Annotated in this window: 12 protein-coding genes, 1 tRNA gene and 3 rRNA genes; 10 read left to right on the top strand and 6 right to left on the bottom strand. The window is 63.8% G+C overall.

What is annotated here, in order from left to right; genetic code table 11:
• Positions 1–40: 40 nt before the first annotated feature.
• The 3 genes from R3I40_RS09365 to upp form a co-directional block, all read right to left on the bottom strand.
• A complete protein-coding gene (locus R3I40_RS09365; RefSeq protein ID WP_285261815.1) occupies positions 41–1,399 on the bottom strand; it encodes an amidase in 1,359 nt (452 codons plus the stop codon).
• Between the two features lie 10 nt (positions 1,400–1,409).
• Positions 1,410–2,774 carry an APC family permease gene (locus tag R3I40_RS09360; protein WP_285261814.1) on the bottom strand — a complete coding sequence of 455 codons (1,365 nt, stop codon included), beginning with the start codon at positions 2,772–2,774 and terminating at the stop codon, positions 1,410–1,412.
• Between the two features lie 226 nt (positions 2,775–3,000).
• Complete coding sequence (gene upp / locus R3I40_RS09355; RefSeq protein WP_183377024.1) at positions 3,001–3,639, bottom strand: uracil phosphoribosyltransferase; 639 nt, start codon at positions 3,637–3,639, stop codon at positions 3,001–3,003.
• 94 nt (positions 3,640–3,733) lie between these two features.
• On the opposite strand from upp, the gene tadA reads away from it, so the two are divergent.
• Positions 3,734–4,270, top strand: coding sequence for a tRNA adenosine(34) deaminase TadA (gene tadA / locus R3I40_RS09350; RefSeq protein ID WP_317699959.1), 537 nt, complete (start codon positions 3,734–3,736; stop codon positions 4,268–4,270).
• Here the strand turns inward: tadA and R3I40_RS09345 are convergent.
• Positions 4,243–4,884 carry an SRPBCC domain-containing protein gene (locus tag R3I40_RS09345; RefSeq protein WP_183377025.1) on the bottom strand — a complete coding sequence of 214 codons (642 nt, stop codon included), beginning with the start codon at positions 4,882–4,884 and terminating at the stop codon, positions 4,243–4,245. The two genes, tadA and R3I40_RS09345, sit on opposite strands and share 28 nt — an antisense overlap.
• Positions 4,885–5,021: 137 nt before the next feature.
• Between R3I40_RS09345 and R3I40_RS09340 the strand changes: the two genes are divergently transcribed.
• The 4 genes from R3I40_RS09340 (at position 5,022) to R3I40_RS09325 (ending at position 10,082) form a co-directional block, all read left to right on the top strand.
• Positions 5,022–6,041 (top strand): methionine ABC transporter ATP-binding protein, encoded by a 1,020-nt coding sequence (locus tag R3I40_RS09340; RefSeq protein WP_183377026.1) that lies wholly within the window; start codon positions 5,022–5,024, stop codon positions 6,039–6,041.
• On the top strand, positions 6,038–6,739 hold the full coding sequence (locus tag R3I40_RS09335; RefSeq protein ID WP_259923915.1) for a methionine ABC transporter permease: 702 nt from the start codon (positions 6,038–6,040) through the stop codon (positions 6,737–6,739). The genes R3I40_RS09340 and R3I40_RS09335 overlap by 4 nt, the downstream gene beginning before the upstream one ends.
• A 179-nt stretch (positions 6,740–6,918) precedes the next feature.
• Positions 6,919–7,791, top strand: coding sequence for a MetQ/NlpA family ABC transporter substrate-binding protein (locus R3I40_RS09330; RefSeq protein WP_239376754.1), 873 nt, complete (start codon positions 6,919–6,921; stop codon positions 7,789–7,791).
• Positions 7,792–7,976: 185 nt separating this feature from the next.
• Positions 7,977–10,082 (top strand): hypothetical protein, encoded by a 2,106-nt coding sequence (locus R3I40_RS09325; protein WP_285261813.1) that lies wholly within the window; start codon positions 7,977–7,979, stop codon positions 10,080–10,082.
• A gap of 196 nt (positions 10,083–10,278) precedes the next feature.
• Here the strand turns inward: R3I40_RS09325 and R3I40_RS09320 are convergent, their stop codons facing one another.
• A complete protein-coding gene (locus R3I40_RS09320) occupies positions 10,279–11,448 on the bottom strand; it encodes a YkvI family membrane protein (protein WP_259923910.1) in 1,170 nt (389 codons plus the stop codon).
• Positions 11,449–11,709: 261 nt separating this feature from the next.
• Positions 11,710–14,004: a S9 family peptidase gene (locus R3I40_RS09315; protein ID WP_285261812.1), complete on the bottom strand. Its 2,295-nt coding sequence runs from the start codon at positions 14,002–14,004 to the stop codon at positions 11,710–11,712.
• Between the two features lie 98 nt (positions 14,005–14,102).
• Here R3I40_RS09315 and R3I40_RS09310 point away from each other — a divergent pair.
• The 5 genes from R3I40_RS09310 (at position 14,103) to R3I40_RS09290 (ending at position 21,033) form a co-directional block, all read left to right on the top strand.
• A tRNA-Ser gene (locus R3I40_RS09310) sits at positions 14,103–14,190 on the top strand.
• Between the two features lie 993 nt (positions 14,191–15,183).
• Positions 15,184–16,709, top strand: a 16S ribosomal RNA gene (locus R3I40_RS09305).
• 381 nt (positions 16,710–17,090) lie between these two features.
• A 23S ribosomal RNA gene (locus R3I40_RS09300) occupies positions 17,091–20,165 on the top strand.
• 200 nt (positions 20,166–20,365) lie between these two features.
• Positions 20,366–20,483, top strand: a 5S ribosomal RNA gene (gene rrf / locus R3I40_RS09295).
• The 16S, 23S and 5S rRNA genes sit together here, the layout of an rRNA operon.
• A 286-nt stretch (positions 20,484–20,769) precedes the next feature.
• Positions 20,770–21,033, top strand: a complete 264-nt coding sequence (locus R3I40_RS09290; RefSeq protein WP_285262306.1) for a hypothetical protein — start codon at positions 20,770–20,772, stop codon at positions 21,031–21,033.
• Positions 21,034–21,038 lie beyond the last annotated feature (5 nt).

Genomic DNA, 21,038 nt, shown 5'->3' with positions numbered 1-21,038 from the left:
TGCACGTCGTTGCCTGGCGAATCGATGCGCTCGGTGAGGTTCAGCTGGTCGTGTCTACCGTGGCCACAGCAGGCGGCTGGAACGACGCAGCCTGCTCGAGCATCCGACCGACTGCCAGGACCTTTCGGTCAAGACCCCGCGCTCCGATCACCTGCAGGCTCACAGGAAGCCCATCGACTGTGCCAATCGGAATCGAAAGTGCCGGCAGTCCGAGGAGGTTGGCCGGTCCGATCAAGCGCATCATCTCGGACACTCCGTCTACCCGTTCGCCGTTCCTATAGCCCACAGTGCCGTCGACATCGGGCACCGGGATCGGCAGCGTCGGGCTGACAAGGACGTCGAACTCAGTGAACCTCTGCGCCATCGTCTTGGCGAGTTGGGTCCGGAAATCTTGGGCTTCGATGTACTCGACACCGCTTGGGGAGAACCCCTCCATGATGAGTTGGCGGACGTCATCGCCGAAGACCTCGGGCGACTCCTCGATGGTGCGGCGATGCAGCGCCGAAGTCTCGCAGATGTCCGTCACCGTCAATGCTTCCGTGGCGCCCTCAAGTTCCGGAATCGTGACGTCCTGTACCGAAGCCCACCGGGAGTCGATGGAGTCCAGGAACCCGGCGACAACACGCTCGATCGACGAATCGATGTCAGCGAAGAAGAAGTCGCGTTCGACCGCGATCCGCATTTGCTGGGACCCGAGAGGGCCCACGGCGGAAACAGTGGGCAGCATGGCCTCGAAGAACACGGATACATCCGCCACGCAGTCCGCGATTGGGCCCACTGTGTCCAGAGAGGCTGCTTCCGGGAAGCAGCCATCCGCTGGGACTGCGTTGAACGTCGGCTTGAACCCGACAACCCCACAACACGCAGCGGGAATGCGTATCGATCCTGAAGTGTCGGAACCGACGCTGGCCGCCACGATTCCGGCAGCCACCGCAGCAGCGCCACCGCCACTGGACCCGCCAGCGATCTTTCCGGGGAATCGAGGATTACCGACGATGCCGTAGTGGGGGTTCACCGAGGTGACACCGAGTGCGAACTCGTGCAGGTTCTGCTTGCCGATCGATACCGCACCGGAGAGGCGAAGCCGGTTGACTACCTCTGCGTCGTTCGAAGGAACGTGGTGCCGGTACGAGGCGGCTCCGTAGGTGGTCCGAAGGCCCTTCGTATCAAGGTTGTCCTTGATGCCTATCGGGATTCCGTGCATCAGACCACGATCCACTCCGCGCGCTAGAGCCTGGTCTGCGCGTTCGGCTTGGTGCCGAGCTCCCTCTGCATCAATGGAGATGAAGGTGTGAAGCTCAGTGTCGAGAGCTTCGGCCTTCTGAAGCGATTGCTCCGTAAGGTCGACCGAGGTCACTGCGCCATTGCGCAATTGTGCGGCTGTTTCGAGGATGCTCATAGTGAATCACTCACTTCGCGTCTGAGGGGCTCAGGATGACGGGCGTCCAATCGGCGTTCTTCGCGCGGTACCACTTCATACCCAATGGGATGGCCAGACCGAGCAAGATGTAGACCGTGATCGGGAATACGGCCTCTGCAGGCAGCTCCGTCACTCCGATCGCGACGATGATCAGGGAGATGATCACGCCGAGGCTGTACACCAGGATGCCGGCTGGCATCTTGAACGGCCGTTCCCACTCGGGGTGGCGCACCCGCAAAATGATGGCGGACAGGCATACAAGGAGATACACGACGCCTGCTGCCAGGATCGACAGGGTGTACATGTACTGGATCCAGTTGGTCCCACTGAAGAGTGCGAAGAACACTGAGAAGATCAGAACCAGGATGTTGGCGATCCACGGCTGTCCATGGCGGTTTGTTCGGAGAAAACCACGAGGGAGCTGGTGCAGCTGGGAGGCCCCGTAGAGTACGCGCGCCGACGAGGTCCAGAAGCCCATCAGAGTGGTGAAGGCGAAGAGGAGTCCGGCGATGATGTCGAGTACTGCAAACACATGCAACATGCCCAGTGAGTCGGTGAGCTCTGGTCCGGGCATCGCCAGGCCCGCGATGACCTGATGGGGCGCGAGCCCACCGAGAGCCATCGTTGCAATGAAGTAGATGATCGCGGGAACAAAGAGCCCAGCAAGAATGGCGAGCACCATTTTTCGGGGTGGGAACTTTGAGTCCTGCACGAGTGTTGGGGGTAGCTCTAGCCCGATGTACTTCAGCACGAGGACCGAGCATCCGATCACTGCGCCCCACCCGCCGTTGGGGAAAAAGCCGCCATGGTCAGTCACGTTGGAAAGCGTCCAGTGCCCGGCGAGCATGTAGTAGCCCGAGACGATCAGGGTGATCGTTGTCATCGCGATGAAGAAGATGACTGCGAGCCGGCCAGTCAGCTCAACGTTGAAGTTGGAGAAGACGTACCAGACAAGCATGATTCCGATCGCGATAAGAGTCTGGTGTTGTTTCGTCTCGGGAAAGACATAGGTCAGAGCTGTGGAGAAGATGTAAGCGACCAGCGGTGGCTCTACAACTTGCACGAGAAAGAAGAGCCATTGGGCGATCCAGCCGACGAACCCTCCCATGGAGTTGCCGAGCCATGTACCCACGGTAGAGGAGAACGGGAGCATCGACGTCTGTTCCGCGAAGGCGAATGCAATCGGCAAAAGCAGGATGGCGAGGATGGGGAACAAGAATGCTGCGCCCGCTCCGGTGACCTCGAACCAGTACGGCGCCTCGGCCAGCCAGCCGCCCAAAACGGCGCCAGCCGAGATGCAGATAATCGTGAATAGTCCAAGCCTCTTTTGAAGACCTGGCGCAGTGCTATCCATGGGATCACCTCATTGTGATGACGGTCCGATTGGGGCAACGAAACCTGACCCCACAGCATGTGACTTGCAACACATGCGGTGTGCATACCATAACACTGCAATGCGCTGGGTAGGCAGAGTTTGCATAGATGCGAAAGCCCGCCTCGTCCATGGGCACGGAGGAGGCGGGATTTCGCGAGCCTTAGGGGAAGAGAGCGGCTTCGAAGAATCCGTCGGTCGCAGAGGCTCAGTCGACCACGCCGAAGAGGCGGTCGCCGGCATCGCCCAGGCCGGGCACGATGTAGCCGCGCTCGTTGAGATGATCATCGACCGCCGCGGTGACCACGGTGAGGTTGACGTCCTCCGCGATGGACTCCTCCAGGGTCTTCAGACCCTCCGGTGCGCACACGAGGGTCACGCAGGTGACGTCCTTCGCGCCGCGCTCCAGCAGGTACTCCACCGCGGCGATGAGGGTGTGGCCGGTGGCGAGCATCGGATCCAGCACGAAGCACTGACGGCCCGTCAGGTCCTCCGGCAGTCGGTTCGCGTAGGTGGTGACCTCGAGGGTCTCGTCGTTGCGCACCATGCCGAGGAACCCGACCTCGCCGGTGGGGATGAGGCGGGTGAGGCCGTCGAGCATGCCGAGGCCGGCACGCAGGATCGGCACGATCATCGGCTGCGGATCGGTGATCTTCATGCCGGTGGTGGGCGCGACCGGGGTGTTGATGCCGGACGGCGCCACAGCAACGCTGCGGGTCGCTTCGTAGGCCAGGAGGGTGACGAGCTCATCGGCGAGCTGGCGGAACACAGAGCTCGGCGTCTTCTTGTCGCGGAGAACGGTCAGCTTGTGGGCCACCAGAGGGTGGTCGATCTCAAGAACGCGCATGCCAGGATCCTACCGAACGGGGCCGGGACTCCGGTGTCCTTCACCGCTCGGTACACTTCCCTGGAGCATCCGTCGGCCGGCAGGGGAGGCACGCATGAGCGACCACGACCTGATGGAGCCCGCCCTGAGGGAGGCCCGCGCCGCCTGCGCGCCACCTCGGCACGACGTCCCCATCGGCGCCGCCGTCTACGCGCCGGACGGCACGCTCCTCGCCGCCGCCGGCAACCGCCGAGAGGCCGACCAGGACCCCACCGCGCACGCCGAAGTCCTCGCCCTGCGCGAGGCGGCGCGCGTCACGGGCCGCTGGAACCTCGAGGGCTGCACTCTCGCCGTCACGCTCGAGCCGTGCACGATGTGCGCGGGTGCGATCGTCCTCTCCCGGGTGCGGCGTGTTGTGGTGGGTGCGATGGATCCGAAGGCCGGCGCCGCCGGATCCCTGTTCGACCTCGTGCGGGAACCGCGCCTCAACCACCGGGTGGAGCTCACCTGCGGCGTGCGGGCCGAGGAGTGCGGGGCAATGCTGAAGGACTTCTTCCGCTCACTGCGCAAGGAGCGGGCGGCCCGCCGGCGCGCCGCGCGGGAGGCGACCGACGGGCCCGCGGATCAGGCCTCGTCCTCCGGGGCCGCCTGACCGGTGTAGAAAGCCGCGGTGCGCTCCGCCGCCTGCGCCGCCGCCTCGGGGTCCCCGCCGCCAGCGGCGTGCGCCTGCCCCCAGGCCCGCGCGGCGCCCTCGATGTAGGCGCGTCCCTGCTCGTCCTCGTGCAGGTGCGCCATCTCCTCCGGGGCGGCCGACGGGTCCCCCGCGAGGAACCGCGCGAGCGCCAGCAGCGCGCCCTCCCACGCCACGCCGACGGCGCCCGGACCGAACCGGTCCCAGTGCTCCCCGCCGGGAACCACGTGCGTCAGGGTGACCTGTGTTCCTCCCGCCGGGTGCTCCGCGAGCGACGCGGTGAACGTGGTGGACTGCCCCATCGACTCCCAGGTGAGGGCGAAGTTCGTGGGACGCTCGCAGCGGGTGATGGTGCCAGAGGCGCCGTTGGTGGGCAGCGTGTAGTCGCCGCCTTCGCGCAGATCGCCCTCGGCGGGACCGAACCAGCCGGGGAGCTGATCGGGGTCGGTGAGGGCCTGCCAGACCGCTTCGATGCCGGCTTCGACGGTGCGGGACACGGTGACGGTGGAGACCGGTCCGGCGGCGAGGACCGCTCGGTGGGCGTTGGACAGTTCGACTGCTGCGTTGATCGACATGCCCCCCAGCGTACGGACCGTGCAGGAGCGCTGGGTCACAGCCGCGGTGTGGGACGGCGCACGTCGCAGGCGGGGAGTGTTTCAGTCTGTGAACGGACACTCTCCTGACGTGACCCCTTCGTGTCTTTAATTGGCACGTGATCACTCTTGAGAATCTGACCAAGGTCTTCCCGGGCCCCGGTGGTGGAGCGGATGTCGTCGCCCTCGACGACATCTCCCTGCACATCGAGCCCGGCGAGATCCACGGCATCGTGGGCCGCTCCGGTGCCGGCAAGTCCACCCTGATCCGCTGCCTGACGGGTCTGGAGAAGCCCACCAGCGGCTCCGTCACCATCGGCGGCACCGCTGTGTCCGGGCTGGAGGGCAAGCAGCTGCGCGCCGCCCGCCGCAAGATCGGCATGGTGTTCCAGCACGCGAACCTGCTGGACTCCCGCACCGCGGCGCAGAACATCGCCCACCCCCTGCAGATCGCCGGCACCCCGAAAGCGGAGATCAAACGGCGTGTGGCCGAACTGGTGAAGCTGGTGGGGCTGGAGGGCCGCGAGGACAACTACCCCGCGCAGCTGTCCGGCGGCCAGATCCAGCGCGTCGGCATCGCTCGCGGTCTCGCCGTCAACCCCGAGGTGCTGCTGTGCGATGAACCGACGAGCGCGCTCGACCCCGGCACCACCCGCCAGATCCTCGACCTGATCCGCTCCCTGCGGGACCGCTTCGGCATCACGGTCATCTTCATCACCCACGAGATGGCGGTTGTGCGAGAGATCTGCGACCACGTGTCCCTGCTGGAGCACGGCCAGCTGGTGCAGACGGGGTCGCTGCTGGAGGTGGCGTCCGATCCGTCGGGCCGTCTCGCGCAGGAGCTGATCCCGCTGCCTCCGGCGCCGACGGGGCTGAACGCCCGCGTGGTCAACCTCGACTACGGCGACTCGACGTCGCTGCGCACCACGGAGGACCTGATCGCGTTCGCGAACACGCACGGCGCCGAGGCGAGCCTCGTGGCCGGCACCATCGAGACGATCAGCGGGGTGCAGGTGGGCCGGATCCAGCTGGCTCTGCGCAACTCCTCGGGCCGGCCCGTGTCCGATGAGGGGCTCGCCGGGTTCATCGCCGCCTGCGAAGCCGAAGACGTCCTTGCCGAGGAGGTGGATGCGCGATGAACAAGCTCTCCGAATGGTTCTCCGACCCGGTGTTCACCTCGACCACCGTCAACTCGTCGCTGTGGATCAACACGTGGCTGACCATCTACATGACACTGTGGACGATGATCCTCACCGTCCTCATCGGCGTGCCGCTGGGCGTGCTCCTGTTCGAGACGCGCCGCTCCCGCTCAGCGCTGGCGCGCCGCCTCAACGCGGTCGTCGGGTTCATCGTGAACGTGCTGCGCTCGTTCCCGTTCGTCATCCTCATCATCGCGCTGATCCCGATCACCTCGGCGATCATGGGCCGCGCAACGGGGCCCGACGCCGCCATCGTGTCCCTGACGATTGCGTCCGTGCCGTTCCTGGCCCGGCTGGTGGAGGCGGCGCTGCGCGACCTGCCCGCCGGCAAGATCGAGGCGGTCGCGATGATGGGCGCGAGCCGCATGCAGATCATCCGGCAGGTGCTGATCGCGGAGGCGATGCCGGGCCTGATCGCCGCGGTCACCACCACCACGATCGCGGTCATCGGGTACACGGCGATGGCGGGCACCGTCGGCGCCGGCGGCCTCGGCGACCTCGCGTTCCGCCGCGGCTACCAGAACTACAACTCGCTCGTCATGGTCGCCACCGTCGTGGTGCTCGTGGTGATCGTGATCCTCGTGCAGGTCATCGGTGACTGGCTGGCCCGCCGGGTGGACCACCGCGCCCGCTCCTGAGGGCCGACGGGGGGGCGCCGAGGCCCCGCACCGGGCTTCTCGCCCGCGTCCGTCGGCCTGCCTTCGGCGCAGCCGCCCCACGGGTGCCCGCGCGCCCCGTCATGTCCGTTCATACATTTCGTTCCTCAGCAGGCCGCCCGCGCATGCTGATCACTACCACCCCCTCGTAAGGAGACCCCATGTCTGATTCCACTGCACGCGCGCGTGCTCTCACCGGTGCCGCGCTGTCGCGCCGCTCCCTGTTCGCCGCCGGTGCTTCCGTGGCCGGGCTCGGCGTCCTCGCCGCCTGCGGCGCGGGCGTGGACACGAAGGCGGGCGAGAAGGGCACGGTCGTGGTCGGCGCCAGCCCCGTTCCGCACGCGAAGATCCTCGAATTCGTGCGCGACAACCTCGCGGAGAAGGAGGGCCTGACGGTCGAGGTCCGGGAGTACACCGACTACATCCTCCCCAACAAGGACCTCGCCTCGAAGGATCTGGACGCGAACTTCTACATGTCGATCCCGTACTTCGACACCGAGGTGAAGGCGAACAGCTACAAGTTCACCGCCGGAAAGCCGGTGCACGTGGAACCGCTGGGCCTGTACTCGGAGAAGGCGAAGTCCACCGACGACATCCCCGAAGGCTCCGAGATCGCCATCCCGAACGATCCGACGAACCGCGGCCGCGCACTGTCGCTGCTGGAGTCCGCCGGCCTGATCAAGCTGAAGAGCGGCCTGGCGCCGAACTCCGCGACCGCTGAGGACGTCGAGGAGAACTCGAAGAAGCTGAAGTTCACGGAGCTGGAGGCGGCGATGATCGCCCGCACGCTGAAGGACTTCGGCGCCGGCGTGGTCAACGGCAACTACGCGATCGAGGCGAAGCTGAACCCGTCGGAGGATTCGATCTTCCTGGAGCCGGCGAAGGACAACCCGAACGCGAACATCCTCGCGTGGCGCACCGAGGACGACTCCAACGAGGACATCAAGAAGCTGGAGAAGCTGCTGCACTCGCCCGAGGTGAAGAAGTTCATCGAGGAGACCTACACCGACGGCTCCGTTCTGCCCGCGTTCTGACAGCGGCCCACCGCCTCCTCACCGAACCCGGCCCGGATTGCCCTTTTCGGCTATCCTGGTCGGGTTCGGCCATGTGAGCATTCGCCGGTTGGCCGACGGGTGCAGTGACCACCATCGATGGTGCCTGCGAGCCCCACTTCCCCCCGATTCCTGACCCGATTCCTCAGCAGAGAAGAGTCCCCACCATGTCCAACCCGCCGCAGCCTCCGCAGGGCGGCTCGCACGCCGCCGGCGGTTCCGCCAACGGCGTGCCGCCGTCCCAGCCGTCCGCGCCCGAGCAGTCCTGGGGTCAGTACCCGTCGGCCGCGCCGGCCCCGCAGGGCCAGCACCCGTCGGCCGCTCCAGCGCCGGAGGGCCACGCCGCGCAGGCCCAGCCGCCGCACCCGGCGCATCCCGGCCAGCCCGCCCAGCAGCAGGCGCAGCCGGGCCAGCCGATGCAGGGCGGCCAGCAGCTTGCACCGCAGGGCCAGCAGGCCCAGCCGCAGGCCGGTCAGCAGTTCCACGGCCAGCAGCACTCCGAACCGACCGCGGAGCAGATGAAGGCGCACCTGTCCGGTCAGATGGAGCGCTTCGGCATCTCCAACCCGCTGCCGGCGATCCTCGCAGCGCTCGCCACCTACGGCGCCGGTCTCGTCGCCGCGATCATTACCCTCGTCTCGCTCGTGATCGCCGGCGCGATCGGGGCGTCCGGATCCTCGAGCACCACCGACATCAGCGAAGGCATCACCGGCATGGATGCCGACGGCGTGGGCGCCATCATCGGCCTGCCGTTCCAGTTGGTCGCTATGGCCTGCTTCGCCGCGCTGAACCTCGTGTACGACGGTGAGGAGGAATTTGCGATCCGCTTCGTGCCGATCCTCGTGTTCCTCACCATCCTCGTGTTCGGCTTCCTCGCCGGCCGCTTCATCCAGAAGCGCAGCCATCAGCCATCGCTGCTGCACATCGCGGTGTCCTCGCTGATCGCCGGGTTCCCCATCGCGGTGATCGGCACACTGCTGCCGTTCATCTTCGCAATCCGCGAGTCGGACGCCCGCCTGGATGCGGCCGGCCCGGGCGGCTTCTTCGGCCTCTGGTTCGTGTTCTCCCTGGTGCTGGCAGTGGGCCAGTTCTCGGGTGCGCAGCGTCCCCGCTGGTGGGCTGCTGTGCGTGAACTGTTCGCCGGCTTCCGCCTGGCGTTCGTCCACGCGCTGATCCTCGCCGTGGTCATGGTCGTCGGGTTCTTCCTGTACGGACTGTTCCAGGGAGTGGGCTTCACCGACCTGCTCTCCATGGTGTTCGTCCTGCCCCTGCTCGGCGGCGCTTTCGGCGGTCTCGGGGTTGCGATCGCGTCCCTCGCCGGCATCACCGTGTCCTATTCGGGCTACGGCGCCTCCGGGGCGGACGTGCTGACCCTGTTCAGCACGCCCTGGTACGTGATCCTCCTGGTCCTCCTGCTGGATGTTGTGCTGCTGGTGGCGATGGCGGTGCTGTGGTCCCGTGGTCGCCGAGTGGTCCCGGGGAACATGCTGTCCATCGTGACGTCGTGGCTTGCGCTGCCCACCGCGTACTTCCTCGCCGGCATCGCCCTGACCGCGATCTCCACCCTCAACGGCGGGACGAGTCTGCTGGACGGCGGATTCGGCTCGTTCGGCGGCAGCCTCGGTGCTCCGCTGTGGGCGCCCTTCCTGTTCGCCATCTGGGGCTTCGTGGTGGAGCTGCTGGCGCGCTTCGGCGGCCCGTTCATCACCCCGTTCATTCCGGAGGCGCTGACCAGCTGGATCCGCCGCAGCCGCCTGTCCGGCAGCCACTACGCTCCGCGTGAGGATGCGCTGGTCGACTCCCAGCCGCTCGCCGCGCTGCAGTTCGGTATGCCGGCTGCTGCTGGCGCTGGTGCTGGTGCGGCGGCAGGTGGTGCCGGGCAGTCCGCCGGCTACGGTCAGCCTGCTCAGCCGGTGCACCCGGGCCAGCCGATGCAGAGCGCACCTCAGCAGTCCGCGCCGTACCCGCCGCAGCAGAGTGCCCCACATGCACCGCAGCAGAGTGCCCCGCATGCACCGCAGCAGTCCGCGCAGCAGGCGCCGTTCGACCAGAACGCCTACCCGCAGTCCGCGCCGCAGGCACCGGGCCAGACCGGTGAGCAGCAGTACGGCTCCGCCCAGCCCGGTCAGCCGAACTCCGCTCCGCCGGCGCCGGGCTACCCGAATTCGGCGCCGCAGGCACCGGGGTACCCGAATTCGGCACCGCCGGCGCCGGGAAGCACCGGTGAGCAGCCGCAGCAGTGGCGACCCACCCAGGACGGCCAGCAGAACTGACCCGCTGGATCCGGTCAGCAGAACTGGCCCGCTGTCCCCGGTCAGCCTTCGCGGGCTGAACTCTGGAAGAGAAAACCACCTCTGGAACGCTCCAGAGGTGGTTTTCTCTTCTGAATTCTGGGTGTCGCGGTGATTGACGCCGCGTCCCGATCCGCAGCGGACGCTCCCCTCAGCAGCGGGTGCTCCCGCGCTCGGATCAGCGAGCGGAGTCAGGCGCGTCGGTGCGGCGACCGCGCGGCAGCAGGCCCTCGCCGCTGGCGACGCGTCGAACAGTCCTGATGACCATCATGATCAGCAGGATCACGCCCACGTAGCCGTTGATCACGTACACCAGGTTGACCATGTCGCTGAACGGCAGGATCAGGCCGATCACGGTGCCGAGCGCCGCCAGCCCCACCGTCAGGTACTTGAAGTTCGGGGTGCGGTCGGCGAAGAAGCGCGAGGCAACAGTCCACAGCAGCGGCACTGCGGTGGTGTAGATGCCGGCGACCACCATCACGGAGATGCCGGAGGCCAGCAGCGGGCTGATGTCGGAGGCGAGCGTCAGCATCGGAATCTCCGAGGTGCCCACGTGCGCGATGTTCGCCAGCAGACCCATGCCGACGATGGAGCAGGCGATGGCGAACGCGGTGCCGCCGAGGATGCCGCCGGCGACTCCTTCCTTCTGCGACCGGGTGGACTTGCCCAGCGCCGTCAGGAACGCTGCGAGCCACAGCATGCAGAAGCCCACGTACGACAGGGCCGACATGAACCAGGTGGAGGACGCCTGCTTGACCTCGAGGGTGGGCAGGAGGGCGACCCCGTCGGCCAGGCCCGACGGGTTCCGCAGCACGCCCACGAGGCCGAGGGCGATGGCGACCACGACGATCAGCGGGCCGATCTTGCCGATGACGTCCACCAACGACTTCAGACCGAACCACACGCTGAGGCCGACGGCGATCGCAAGCGCCACACCGCCGATGTACGGAGAGAGGCCGTAGTGCTCCTTGAAGACGGCGCCGGCGCCGGACACCATCACGGTGAAGCTGAGGAACACGAACAGGGTGGAGAAGTAGTCGAAGCCGGTGCCGAGGATGCGGCCGCAGTAGTACTGAAAGATGCTGGAGGGGCGCTCGTACTGTTCGGCGCGGCCCACCGTCAGGAACTCGACCGAGACGTAGCTGATGAGGATGAGCGTGACCAGGGCGGTGCCGAAGATCCCCCAGTAGCCGTAGGAGGCGAAGTACTGGAGGATCTCCTGGCCGGTGGCGAAGCCGGAGCCGATGAGGAAGGCGAGGATGGCGCCTGCGTAGGTGAGGATGCGCAGCGCACTGGACTTCTCGGTTGTGGCGAGGTGCGCGCGGGTTGGCGAAGAGGTGGTCGCCATGGGGATTCTCCTTCACTGGTGTGCACATCGATGTGCAGCAGCTAAGTTGTGGACGACTGATATATCAGGGTTGCGGTGATGCTAGCCCGTCGTGACCCACGTCGCAACCTCTGCCCGCGGTGGCGCCGTCCCCGCCTGTCCCGCGCCGCCCCGTCCGGCTCCCGACCCGACGTTGAGAAGAATGATCCACCCCTGGAGCGCTCCAGAGGTGGATCATTCACCGGGATTTCGCCGGTCGGGTCCGGCGCTGGCGTCAGACGGTCAGTCCGCCGTCAGCAGCTGCGTCGCGTCGATCTGATCGAGCAGGAATGCGAGCTGCTCGGCGCGCTCCTCCCACTTCGCGTAGCGTCCCGAACGACCGCCGTGCCCGGCGACCATCTCCAGCTTGAACAGGATCGGACGGTCCGGGATCGGCGCTGCCTCCTCGGGGCGGCCGCTGTAGTTGGAGGTCTCTTCGCGCAGGCGGGCCACCCATTTCGCCGGTTCCACGAAGAACACGCGGATGTCGTTGAGGCTCGTGGTGGCGAGGATCGCGGGGTACTGGACGTCGCGGATGTTCTCGGTCGGGGAGTACCCCTTCATGTATCGGTACACCTCCGGGTCCTCCAGCGGGTTGCCCCACTCCTCCCATTCGCCCACGGTCAGCGGCAGACTCGGGTCGAGGATGGTGGTGAGTGCGTCCACGAAGGGGACGGCGGCGTGGATCGCGCGGAACTTCTCCGGCGCCAGGTTCGCGACGGCGCCCATCAGCAGGCCGCCGGCGGAGCCGCCCTCAGCGGCGATGCGGTCCGGGTGGAACCAGCCCTCGTCCACGAGGAACTGGGCGCAGTCCACGAAGTCGGTGAAGGTGTTCTTCTTCTTCAGCATCTTGCCGTTGTCGTACCAGTCGCGGCCCATCTCGCCGCCGCCGCGGATGTGCGCGATGGCGACCACGACTCCGCGGTCCAGCATGCTCAGCCAGCTCGGCACGAGGGAGGGATCGGACGGGATCTCGTACGACCCGTACCCGTAGAGGAAGCCGGGGTTGCCGCCGTCGGGCTTCACCTCGGCGCGGTGCACGAGGGAGATGGGGATGGCGGTGCCGTCCTGCGCGGTGGCCCAGAGCCGGTGCTCGCGGTACTGGCGGGCATCGAAGTTGGGGACGTTCTTGACCTTGAGGATGGTGGGCTGCTGCTGGGGCCCGGCGGTTGTGTCGATCTCGGCGATGGTGAGCGGGGTGAGCATGGACTGCAGGGCGTAGCGCACGGTGGTCTGCTCGAACAGGTTGTTGTGGACGAGGTCCACGCCGTCGAGCTCGCCGCCGTGGGAGATGTCCCAGGCGAGTCGCGCGTTCCAGCGGTCGGCGAGGGAAGCGCTGCCCCCGTCGGCCTCCCTGCCCCCGTCGGCCTCCCTGCCCCCGTCGGCCTGCTCGGCGCGGGGGATGATGCGGACGGCGGGGCGCCCGTCGGCCCGCATGGAGACCGCGATGTGGGAGGCGAACGCGTCCACGGCGGCGATGCGCTCCCCGCTGGCGGCGTCGAGGACGTCCGCCCAGCAGCCCGGGGTGTCGGTGGGGTTGTTGCGGGGACCGACGGAGTCTGCCGCGCATGCGGCCACGGAGAATCCGCTGGTGGTGGCGTTGTGGACGATGAGCAGGTGGTCGCCGGCCCACTCCACGGAGTATTCGAGGCCGGGGGTGCGGCCTCCGACGGTGACCGGCTCGGCGTCGGGGTCGTCCAGCGACATGATCCAGCATTCGCTGGTGGTGCGGGAGGCGGCTTCGGCGACGAGCATGGTGCCGTCGCGGGATTCGCTGAAGCCGATCATGAACTTCTCGTCCTCTTCTTCGAGGATGAGGCGGTCCTCCGACTGCGGGGCGCCGATCGTGTGCATGTGGATGCGGTACTGCCGCCACGCGTCGTTGTTGGTGGCGTAGATGATGCGGGAGCCGTCGGTGGAGAAGGCGAGGCCGTAGGCGATGTCGGTGACGCCGTCGTCGATGATGTCGCCGGTGGTGAGGTCCTTGATGATCAGCCGGTACACCTCACCGCCGGTGGTGTCGACGGCGTAGGCGAGGCGGTTGGATGCGTCGTTGACGGTCATGCCACCCAGGGAGGAGAACTCTTCGCCTTCGGCGAGGGCCTGAGCGTCGAGGATGATCTCCTCGCCGTCGAGGAGGGCGTCGCTGGTGTCGTCGATGACGGGCGGGGCGTCGGCGTAGTCACCGGTGGCGCGGATGCGGGAGTAGCGGGGGTAGTCGTCGCCTTCGCGGGTGCGGGTGAGGTACCAGAAGTCGCCGTCGCGGAAGGGGACGGAGGTGTCGGTCTCCTGCGTATGGGAGCGGATCTCCTCCGTGATGGCGCCGCGCAGGTCCTTCAGCGGCGCCATTACGGTGTCGCTGTAGGCGTTCTCCGCCGTGAGGTGCTCGATCACCTCGGGGTTCTCCTTGTCGCGCAGCCAGTCGAAGTCGTCGACGACGTCGTCGCCGTGGTGGCTGCGGATGATGGGACGCTTGTGGGGGATCGGCGGGATGGTGCGCTCGGCCGACGGGTTCTGCGGTGTCTCGGTTCCAGTCATACGGGGAAGCCTATCCGCGCGGACGCGGTGCGTGACCTCGAACGCATGAACTGGAATCGACTTGGCGGCGACTGCAGGCTCCGGTAACGTGTACGGACGGTAGCGTGTCCGAGCGGCCGAAGGTGCGACACTCGAAATGTCGTGTGCGGCAACCCCGCACCGGGGGTTCAAATCCCCCCGCTACCGCCGAAGATTCGGCTCCGCAGCATCGCCCAAGGGCATGCAGGAGATCGACGCAGAAGGACCCCGGTTCGGCCGGGGTCCTTCTGTCGTTTCCGGGGTCGGGCGCAGAACCGGATGGCTGCAGCGGTCAGAGTGACGACCGGAGTACCAGGTGACCGCCGCGGCACTGGCGGGCAGTGGACCGCCCCCTCTCCGGGGCCCTTACGGACGTGGCGCCGTGCGCTTGCCGACGATTGATGGCTCTGTTCGGGACTTCAAGCGCCAGATCTCCCACATCCGCAGAAGGATCGATGCCCCCGGCTTGGGACGGTCGGTGCGCCCCTCGTAGCCGCGCCGCTCGATGCCCCATTCCTGCCTGAACTGCTCGATGACCCCTCCCGTACCCGCACCCGTAGGTGGTGCAATCCAGCCTGCACCGATAGGTGCTGCCGGTGACCAAGCAGAGTGGTAGCGGAGTGCAAGCAGGGAGGTGGAGGAGGAAGGACCACCGAACTGTTGGGGGTCGGTGCTGCAGTGGCGGGAGGCTCTCGGGAAGGTCTCAGGGAGTGATCAGAACCCCAGGACAGAGCCGTTTTATGACACGGACCACGAAACACCCGGTTGGGCTTGCGCGCCTCGGTTCGGGGGCCGTAATGTTTTATCTCGTTGCCCCGCAGGGCGGTGAACGGGAGATGAACTTCTTCCGTATGCTGCTCAGGGAGATAACTGAAGAGGTGAACTGGCGAAGTCGTTCGGTGTGACTGAGGTCACGGAGCCGGGATTTGACAGGGTCTGGTCAGCTGAGTAGGTTAGAGGGGTTGCTCCGGAAGGAACCGCCGATTGTGATCGGGGGCGAGGTTCGGGTGCGCAAGTTGTTTGATATCTCAATAGTGTGTCTGTTTATTGATGCCAAAGTTTTTTTGGCAGAGGATCAATTTTCTAGTTGATTTCTTCGGACAATTGAACGCAGATTTTTATCAGCGTCGGTTGTTTGTTTTCTGCCGGGTTTCAAATTTTTTTATGGAGAGTTTGATCCTGGCTCAGGACGAACGCTGGCGGCGTGCTTAACACATGCAAGTCGAACGATGAAGGCCCAGCTTGCTGGGTTGGATTAGTGGCGAACGGGTGAGTATCACGTGAGTAACCTGCCCTTCACTTCGGGATAACTTCGAGAAATCGGGGCTAATACCGGATGTTCTGTCTGCACCGCATGGTGTGGGTTGGAAAGATTTATCGGTGGAGGATGGGCTCGCGGCCTATCAGTTTGTTGGTGAGGTGATGGCTCACCAAGGCGATGACGGGTAGCCGGCCTGAGAGGGCGACCGGCCACACTGGGACTGAGACACGGCCCAGACTCCTACGGGAGGCAGCAGTGGGGAATATTGCACAATGGGCGGAAGCCTGATGCAGCGACGCCGCGTGGGGGATGACGGCCTTCGGGTTGTAAACCTCTTTCAGTAGGGAAGAAGCCTTTGGGTGACGGTACCTGCAGAAGAAGCGCCGGCTAACTACGTGCCAGCAGCCGCGGTAATACGTAGGGCGCAAGCGTTGTCCGGAATTATTGGGCGTAAAGAGCTTGTAGGTGGCTTGTCGCGTCTGCCGTGAAAACCCAATGCTTAACGTTGGGCGTGCGGTGGGTACGGGCAGGCTAGAGTGTGGTAGGGGAGACTGGAATTCCTGGTGTAGCGGTGAAATGCGCAGATATCAGGAGGAACACCGATGGCGAAGGCAGGTCTCTGGGCCATTACTGACACTGAGAAGCGAAAGCATGGGGAGCGAACAGGATTAGATACCCTGGTAGTCCATGCCGTAAACGTTGGGCACTAGGTGTGGGGAACATTCCACGTTTTCCGCGCCGTAGCTAACGCATTAAGTGCCCCGCCTGGGGAGTACGGCCGCAAGGCTAAAACTCAAAGGAATTGACGGGGGCCCGCACAAGCGGCGGAGCATGCGGATTAATTCGATGCAACGCGAAGAACCTTACCAAGGCTTGACATGCACTGGATCGCTGCAGAGATGTGGTTTTCTTTGGACTGGTGCACAGGTGGTGCATGGTTGTCGTCAGCTCGTGTCGTGAGATGTTGGGTTAAGTCCCGCAACGAGCGCAACCCTCGTTCCATGTTGCCAGCACTTCGGGTGGGGACTCATGGGAGACTGCCGGGGTTAACTCGGAGGAAGGTGGGGATGACGTCAAATCATCATGCCCCTTATGTCTTGGGCTTCACGCGTGCTACAATGGTCGGTACAATGGGTTGCGATACTGTGAGGTGGAGCGAATCCCAAAAAGCCGGTCTCAGTTCGGATTGGGGTCTGCAACTCGACCCCATGAAGTCGGAGTCGCTAGTAATCGCAGATCAGCAATGCTGCGGTGAATACGTTCCCGGGCCTTGTACACACCGCCCGTCAAGTCACGAAAGTCGGTAACACCCGAAGCCAGTGGCCTTACCCCTTGTGGGAGGGAGCTGTCGAAGGTGGGATCGGTGATTGGGACTAAGTCGTAACAAGGTAGCCGTACCGGAAGGTGCGGCTGGATCACCTCCTTTCTAAGGAGTATCTTTCGAGCGTTTTGGCACTGTCGTGACCGAGTGTGTTGCGGGTGCTGCTCGTTGGGTGGAACATCAATGAATCAACAGGCTGCTGCTGGTTGGGCTGGCTCTAGTACGTGTCTCTTCGGGGGTGCTGGAACGGGTCTGGGTTCGGCTGGTGGGGTTTGGTAGGCACACTATTGGGGTGTGAGGCGGCTTGTGTCGTTTCTTCCCTGCTGGGGTAGGAGCCATCCTGTGTGGGTGGTGGGGCCTTGGTGTGGGGGTGTTGTTTGTCAACTGCATAGTGGACGCGAGCATCTTGTAAGCAATTTACAGATTGTTGCGAAACGAAGCTTTGTTTTTGTTTTGTCTCTGTGTGTTCATTTTTATGTGTGTTTTGTTGAAGTTTTCAAGGGCGCACGGTGGATGCCTGGGCACAAGAAGCCGATGAAGGACGTGGGAGTCTGCGTTAAGCCCCGGGGAGGTGACAACCGACCTGTGAGCCGGGGATGTCCGAATGGGGAAACCTGCCAGGCGTTATGGTCTGGTACCTGCCGTTGAATGTATAGGCGGTATGGGGGGAACGCGGGGAAGTGAAACATCTCAGTACCCGTAGGAAGAGAAAACAATTGTGATTCCGTGAGTAGTGGCGAGCGAAAGCGGATGTGGCTAAACCTGGTTGGTGTGATACTCGGCAGAGGTTGCTGATCAGGGGTTGTGGGATGTGCATGGATTGGGCTGCCGCCTGGTCGTCGCTGTCAGTGTGTGGTAGGTGAATCCTTGTGAGTGGGGAACCGTAGTGGGTGTGAGTCCCGTAGCTGAAACTGCATGGCTGGGTGATGGTGCATTGTCCCGAGTAGGACCGGGCTCGTGAAATCCGGTGTGAATCTGCCAGGACCACCTGGTAAGCCTAAATACTTTCTTGTGACCGATAGCGGACAAGTACCGTGAGGGAAAGGTGAAAAGTACCCCGGGAGGGGAGTGAAATAGTACCTGAAACCGTGTGCTTACAATCCGTCGGAGCCTTTTTTGTGGGGTGACGGCGTGCCTTTTGAAGAATGAGCCTGCGAGTTAGTGGTCGGTAGCGAGGTTAACCTGTGTGGGGTAGCCGTAGCGAAAGCGAGTCTGAATAGGGCGCCTTTAGTTGCCGGCTCTAGACCCGAAGCGAAGTGATCTATCCATGGGCAGTGTGAAGCGCGGGTAAGACCGCGTGGAGGCGCGAACCCACTTCAGTTGAAAATGGAGGGGATGACCTGTGGATAGGGGTGAAAGGCCAATCAAACTTCGTGATAGCTGGTTCTCCCCGAAATGCATTTAGGTGCAGCGTTGCGTGTTTCGTCCTGGAGGTAGAGCACTGGATAGGCGATGGGCCCCACCGGGTTACTGACCTTAGCCAAACTCCGAATGCCGGTGACGTGAGAGCGCAGCAGTGAGACTGTGGGGGATAAGCTTCATAGTCGAGAGGGAAACAGCCCAGAACATCAGCTAAGGCCCCTAAGCGTGTGCTAAGTGGGAAAGGATGTGGAGTTGCTGAGACAACCAGGAGGTTGGCTTAGAAGCAGCCACCCTTGAAAGAGTGCGTAATAGCTCACTGGTCAAGTGATTCCGCGCCGATAATTCAGCGGGGCTTAAGTACACCGCCGAAGCTGTGTCACTCCACTGTGTGTGGGGTGGGTAGGGGAGCGTCGTGCATTGTGTGAAGCTGCGGGGGAACCTTGTGGTGGATGGTGTGCGAGTGAGAATGCAGGCATGAGTAGCGATTAGGCGGGTGAGAATCCCGTCCGCCGAATGATCAAGGGTTCCAGGGCCAGGTTTATCCGCCCTGGGTTAGTCGGGTCCTAAGGCGAGGCCGACAGGCGTAGTCGATGGATAACGGGTTGATATTCCCGTACCGGTTGTGTGAGGACCCATGCTGAAAGTCGTGATGCTAACCACCCGAACGCTGCTCTTCACCTTCGGGTGTTGGTGTGGTGTGAGGCTGGGGTCCAATCGGTGAGTAGGTGAGCGTGTGGGATGACGCAGTGAGGTAGCTTCCGCGGGGCGATGGTTGTCCCCGTCTAAGCGTGCAGCCTGTGCCCGAGTAATGTTGGGCGCGTGTAGGTCAGACGTGATAGTGACCCTTTAGTGGGGAAGTTGGGTGATCCTGTACTGCCGAGAAAAGTCCCGGCGCCACGAGCGCAGCCGCCCGTACCCTAAACCGACTCAGGTGATCTGGTAGAGAATACCGAGGCGTTCGAGAGAATCGTGGTTAAGGAACTCGGCAAAATACCCCCGTAACTTTGGGAGAAGGGGGACCTGACCAGTGAGAGCTGGGAGGGTCGCAGAGACCAGGGAGAAGCGACTGTTTACTAAAAACACAGGTGAGTGCGAAGTCGTAAGACGCTGTATACTCACTGACGCCTGCCCGGTGCTGGAAGGTTAAGCGGACTGGTTAGCGCCTTCGGGTGCGAAGCTGGGAAGTTAAGCCCCAGTAAACGGCGGTGGTAACTATAACCATCCTAAGGTAGCGAAATTCCTTGTCGGGTAAGTTCCGACCTGCACGAATGGCGTAACGACTTCTCCACTGTCTCAACCGCGAACTCGGCGAAATTGCATTACGAGTAAAGATGCTCGTTACGCGCAGCAGGACGGAAAGACCCCGGGACCTTTACTATAGTTTGGTATTGGTGTTCGGAGCGGCTTGTGTAGGATAGGTGGGAGACTGGGAAGCTGGCACGCTAGTGTTGGTGGAGTCGTTGTTGAAATACCACTCTGGTCGTTTTGGATATCTAACCTCGAGCCATGATCTGGTTCAGGGACAGTGCCTGATGGGTAGTTTAACTGGGGCGGTTGCCTCCTAAAGAGTAACGGAGGCGCTCAAAGGTTCCCTCAGCCTGGTCGGTCATCAGGTGTTGAGTGTAAGTGCACAAGGGAGCTTGACTGCGAGACAGACATGTCGGGCAGGAGCGAAAGCTGGAACTAGTGACCCGGCACCTCATTGTGGAATGGGTGTCGCTCAACGGATAAAAGGTACCCCGGGGATAACAGGCTGATCTTGCCCAAGAGCTCATATCGACGGCATGGTTTGGCACCTCGATGTCGGCTCGTCGCATCCTGGGGCTGGAGTTGGTCCCAAGGGTTAGGCTGTTCGCCTATTAAAGCGGTACGCGAGCTGGGTTTAGAACGTCGTGAGACAGTTCGGTCCCTATCCGCTGCGCGCGTTGGATATTTGAGAAGGCCTGTCCCTAGTACGAGAGGACCGGGATGGACTGACCTCTGGTGTGCCAGTTGTTCTGCCAAGGGCATGGCTGGTTGGCTACGTTGGGAAGGGATAACCGCTGAAAGCATCTAAGCGGGAAGCCTGCTTCGAGATGAGATATCCGTGCACCTTTGGGTGTGTGAGACCCCCAAGAGATGATTGGGTTGATAGGCCAGATGTGGAAGCGCGGTAACGTGTGGAGCTGACTGGTACTAATTGGTCGATGACTTTATCAAAATACGCATAAAGCACTGGCTGTTGGTTGGTGTGTTTGCTTGTGTGTTCGCGTCCACTAGGCGGTTGATTGACCGCACCCCTTGTGGCTGCCGGCAGTGCCCTTTTTGTGGGTGGTGTTGGTGGTGGGGTTGTATTGTTTGTATAGTGTCTGATCCCCGCACCCGGTGGGTGTGGTGTGGAACGGTCCTTGTGTGGTTGTTCCGGTGGTCATAGCGTTGGGGAAACGCCCGGTTACCTTTCCGAACCCGGTAGCTAAGCCCAACTGCGCCGATGGTACTGCACTCGGGAGGGTGTGGGAGAGTAGGTCGCTGCCGGACTTTTTTTCTTGTGTGGTGTGGGCTCCAGCCTTGTAGTTGGGGCCCACACGCATTTAATCGCCCTTTCGCGGCACAGGTTCATTGACGCTGCTTGTTGCTCGGCGTGTGTAAGGTCTGGCGCCGCCGGCCATCCGCTGCGACCGACCCCTGGACGTCCAGCTCGGGCACGCCAGCCCCGACACCCCCAACTTTGCTGGCCCCATATTCCTGCCAACAACTTGACACGGGACACACCTGCTCCTCTAAAGTGTCAGCGCCTCTGCCACCGCAATCTCCGGAGCTTCCCATGGCACACACCCCGTCCCCCTCACCCGATAACGACACCACCACACCCACCACGAAGACCTCGTCCACCTCGATCGCCTCACTCATCGGTACAGCGACGCTGATCGCCGTGCTCCTCGGCCTCGGTGTGTGGCTCATTGAGCAGTTCGTTCTCGGCGCCGACGGGGCCACCGCGGTGCGCCACGGCGCCAGCGCTGCCGGTGCGGTGCTCCTGATTGCTGCCATCATCGGGGTGGTGCGCTCCCTGCAGGCCGGCAGGAAGTGACCGCT

It is taken from the genome of Helcobacillus massiliensis, assembly GCF_033106145.1.
Lineage (GTDB): Bacteria > Actinomycetota > Actinomycetes > Actinomycetales > Dermabacteraceae > Helcobacillus > Helcobacillus massiliensis.
The sequence above is the reverse complement of the archived record's forward strand: the minus strand, read 5'-3'. Positions and strand labels throughout refer to the sequence as shown.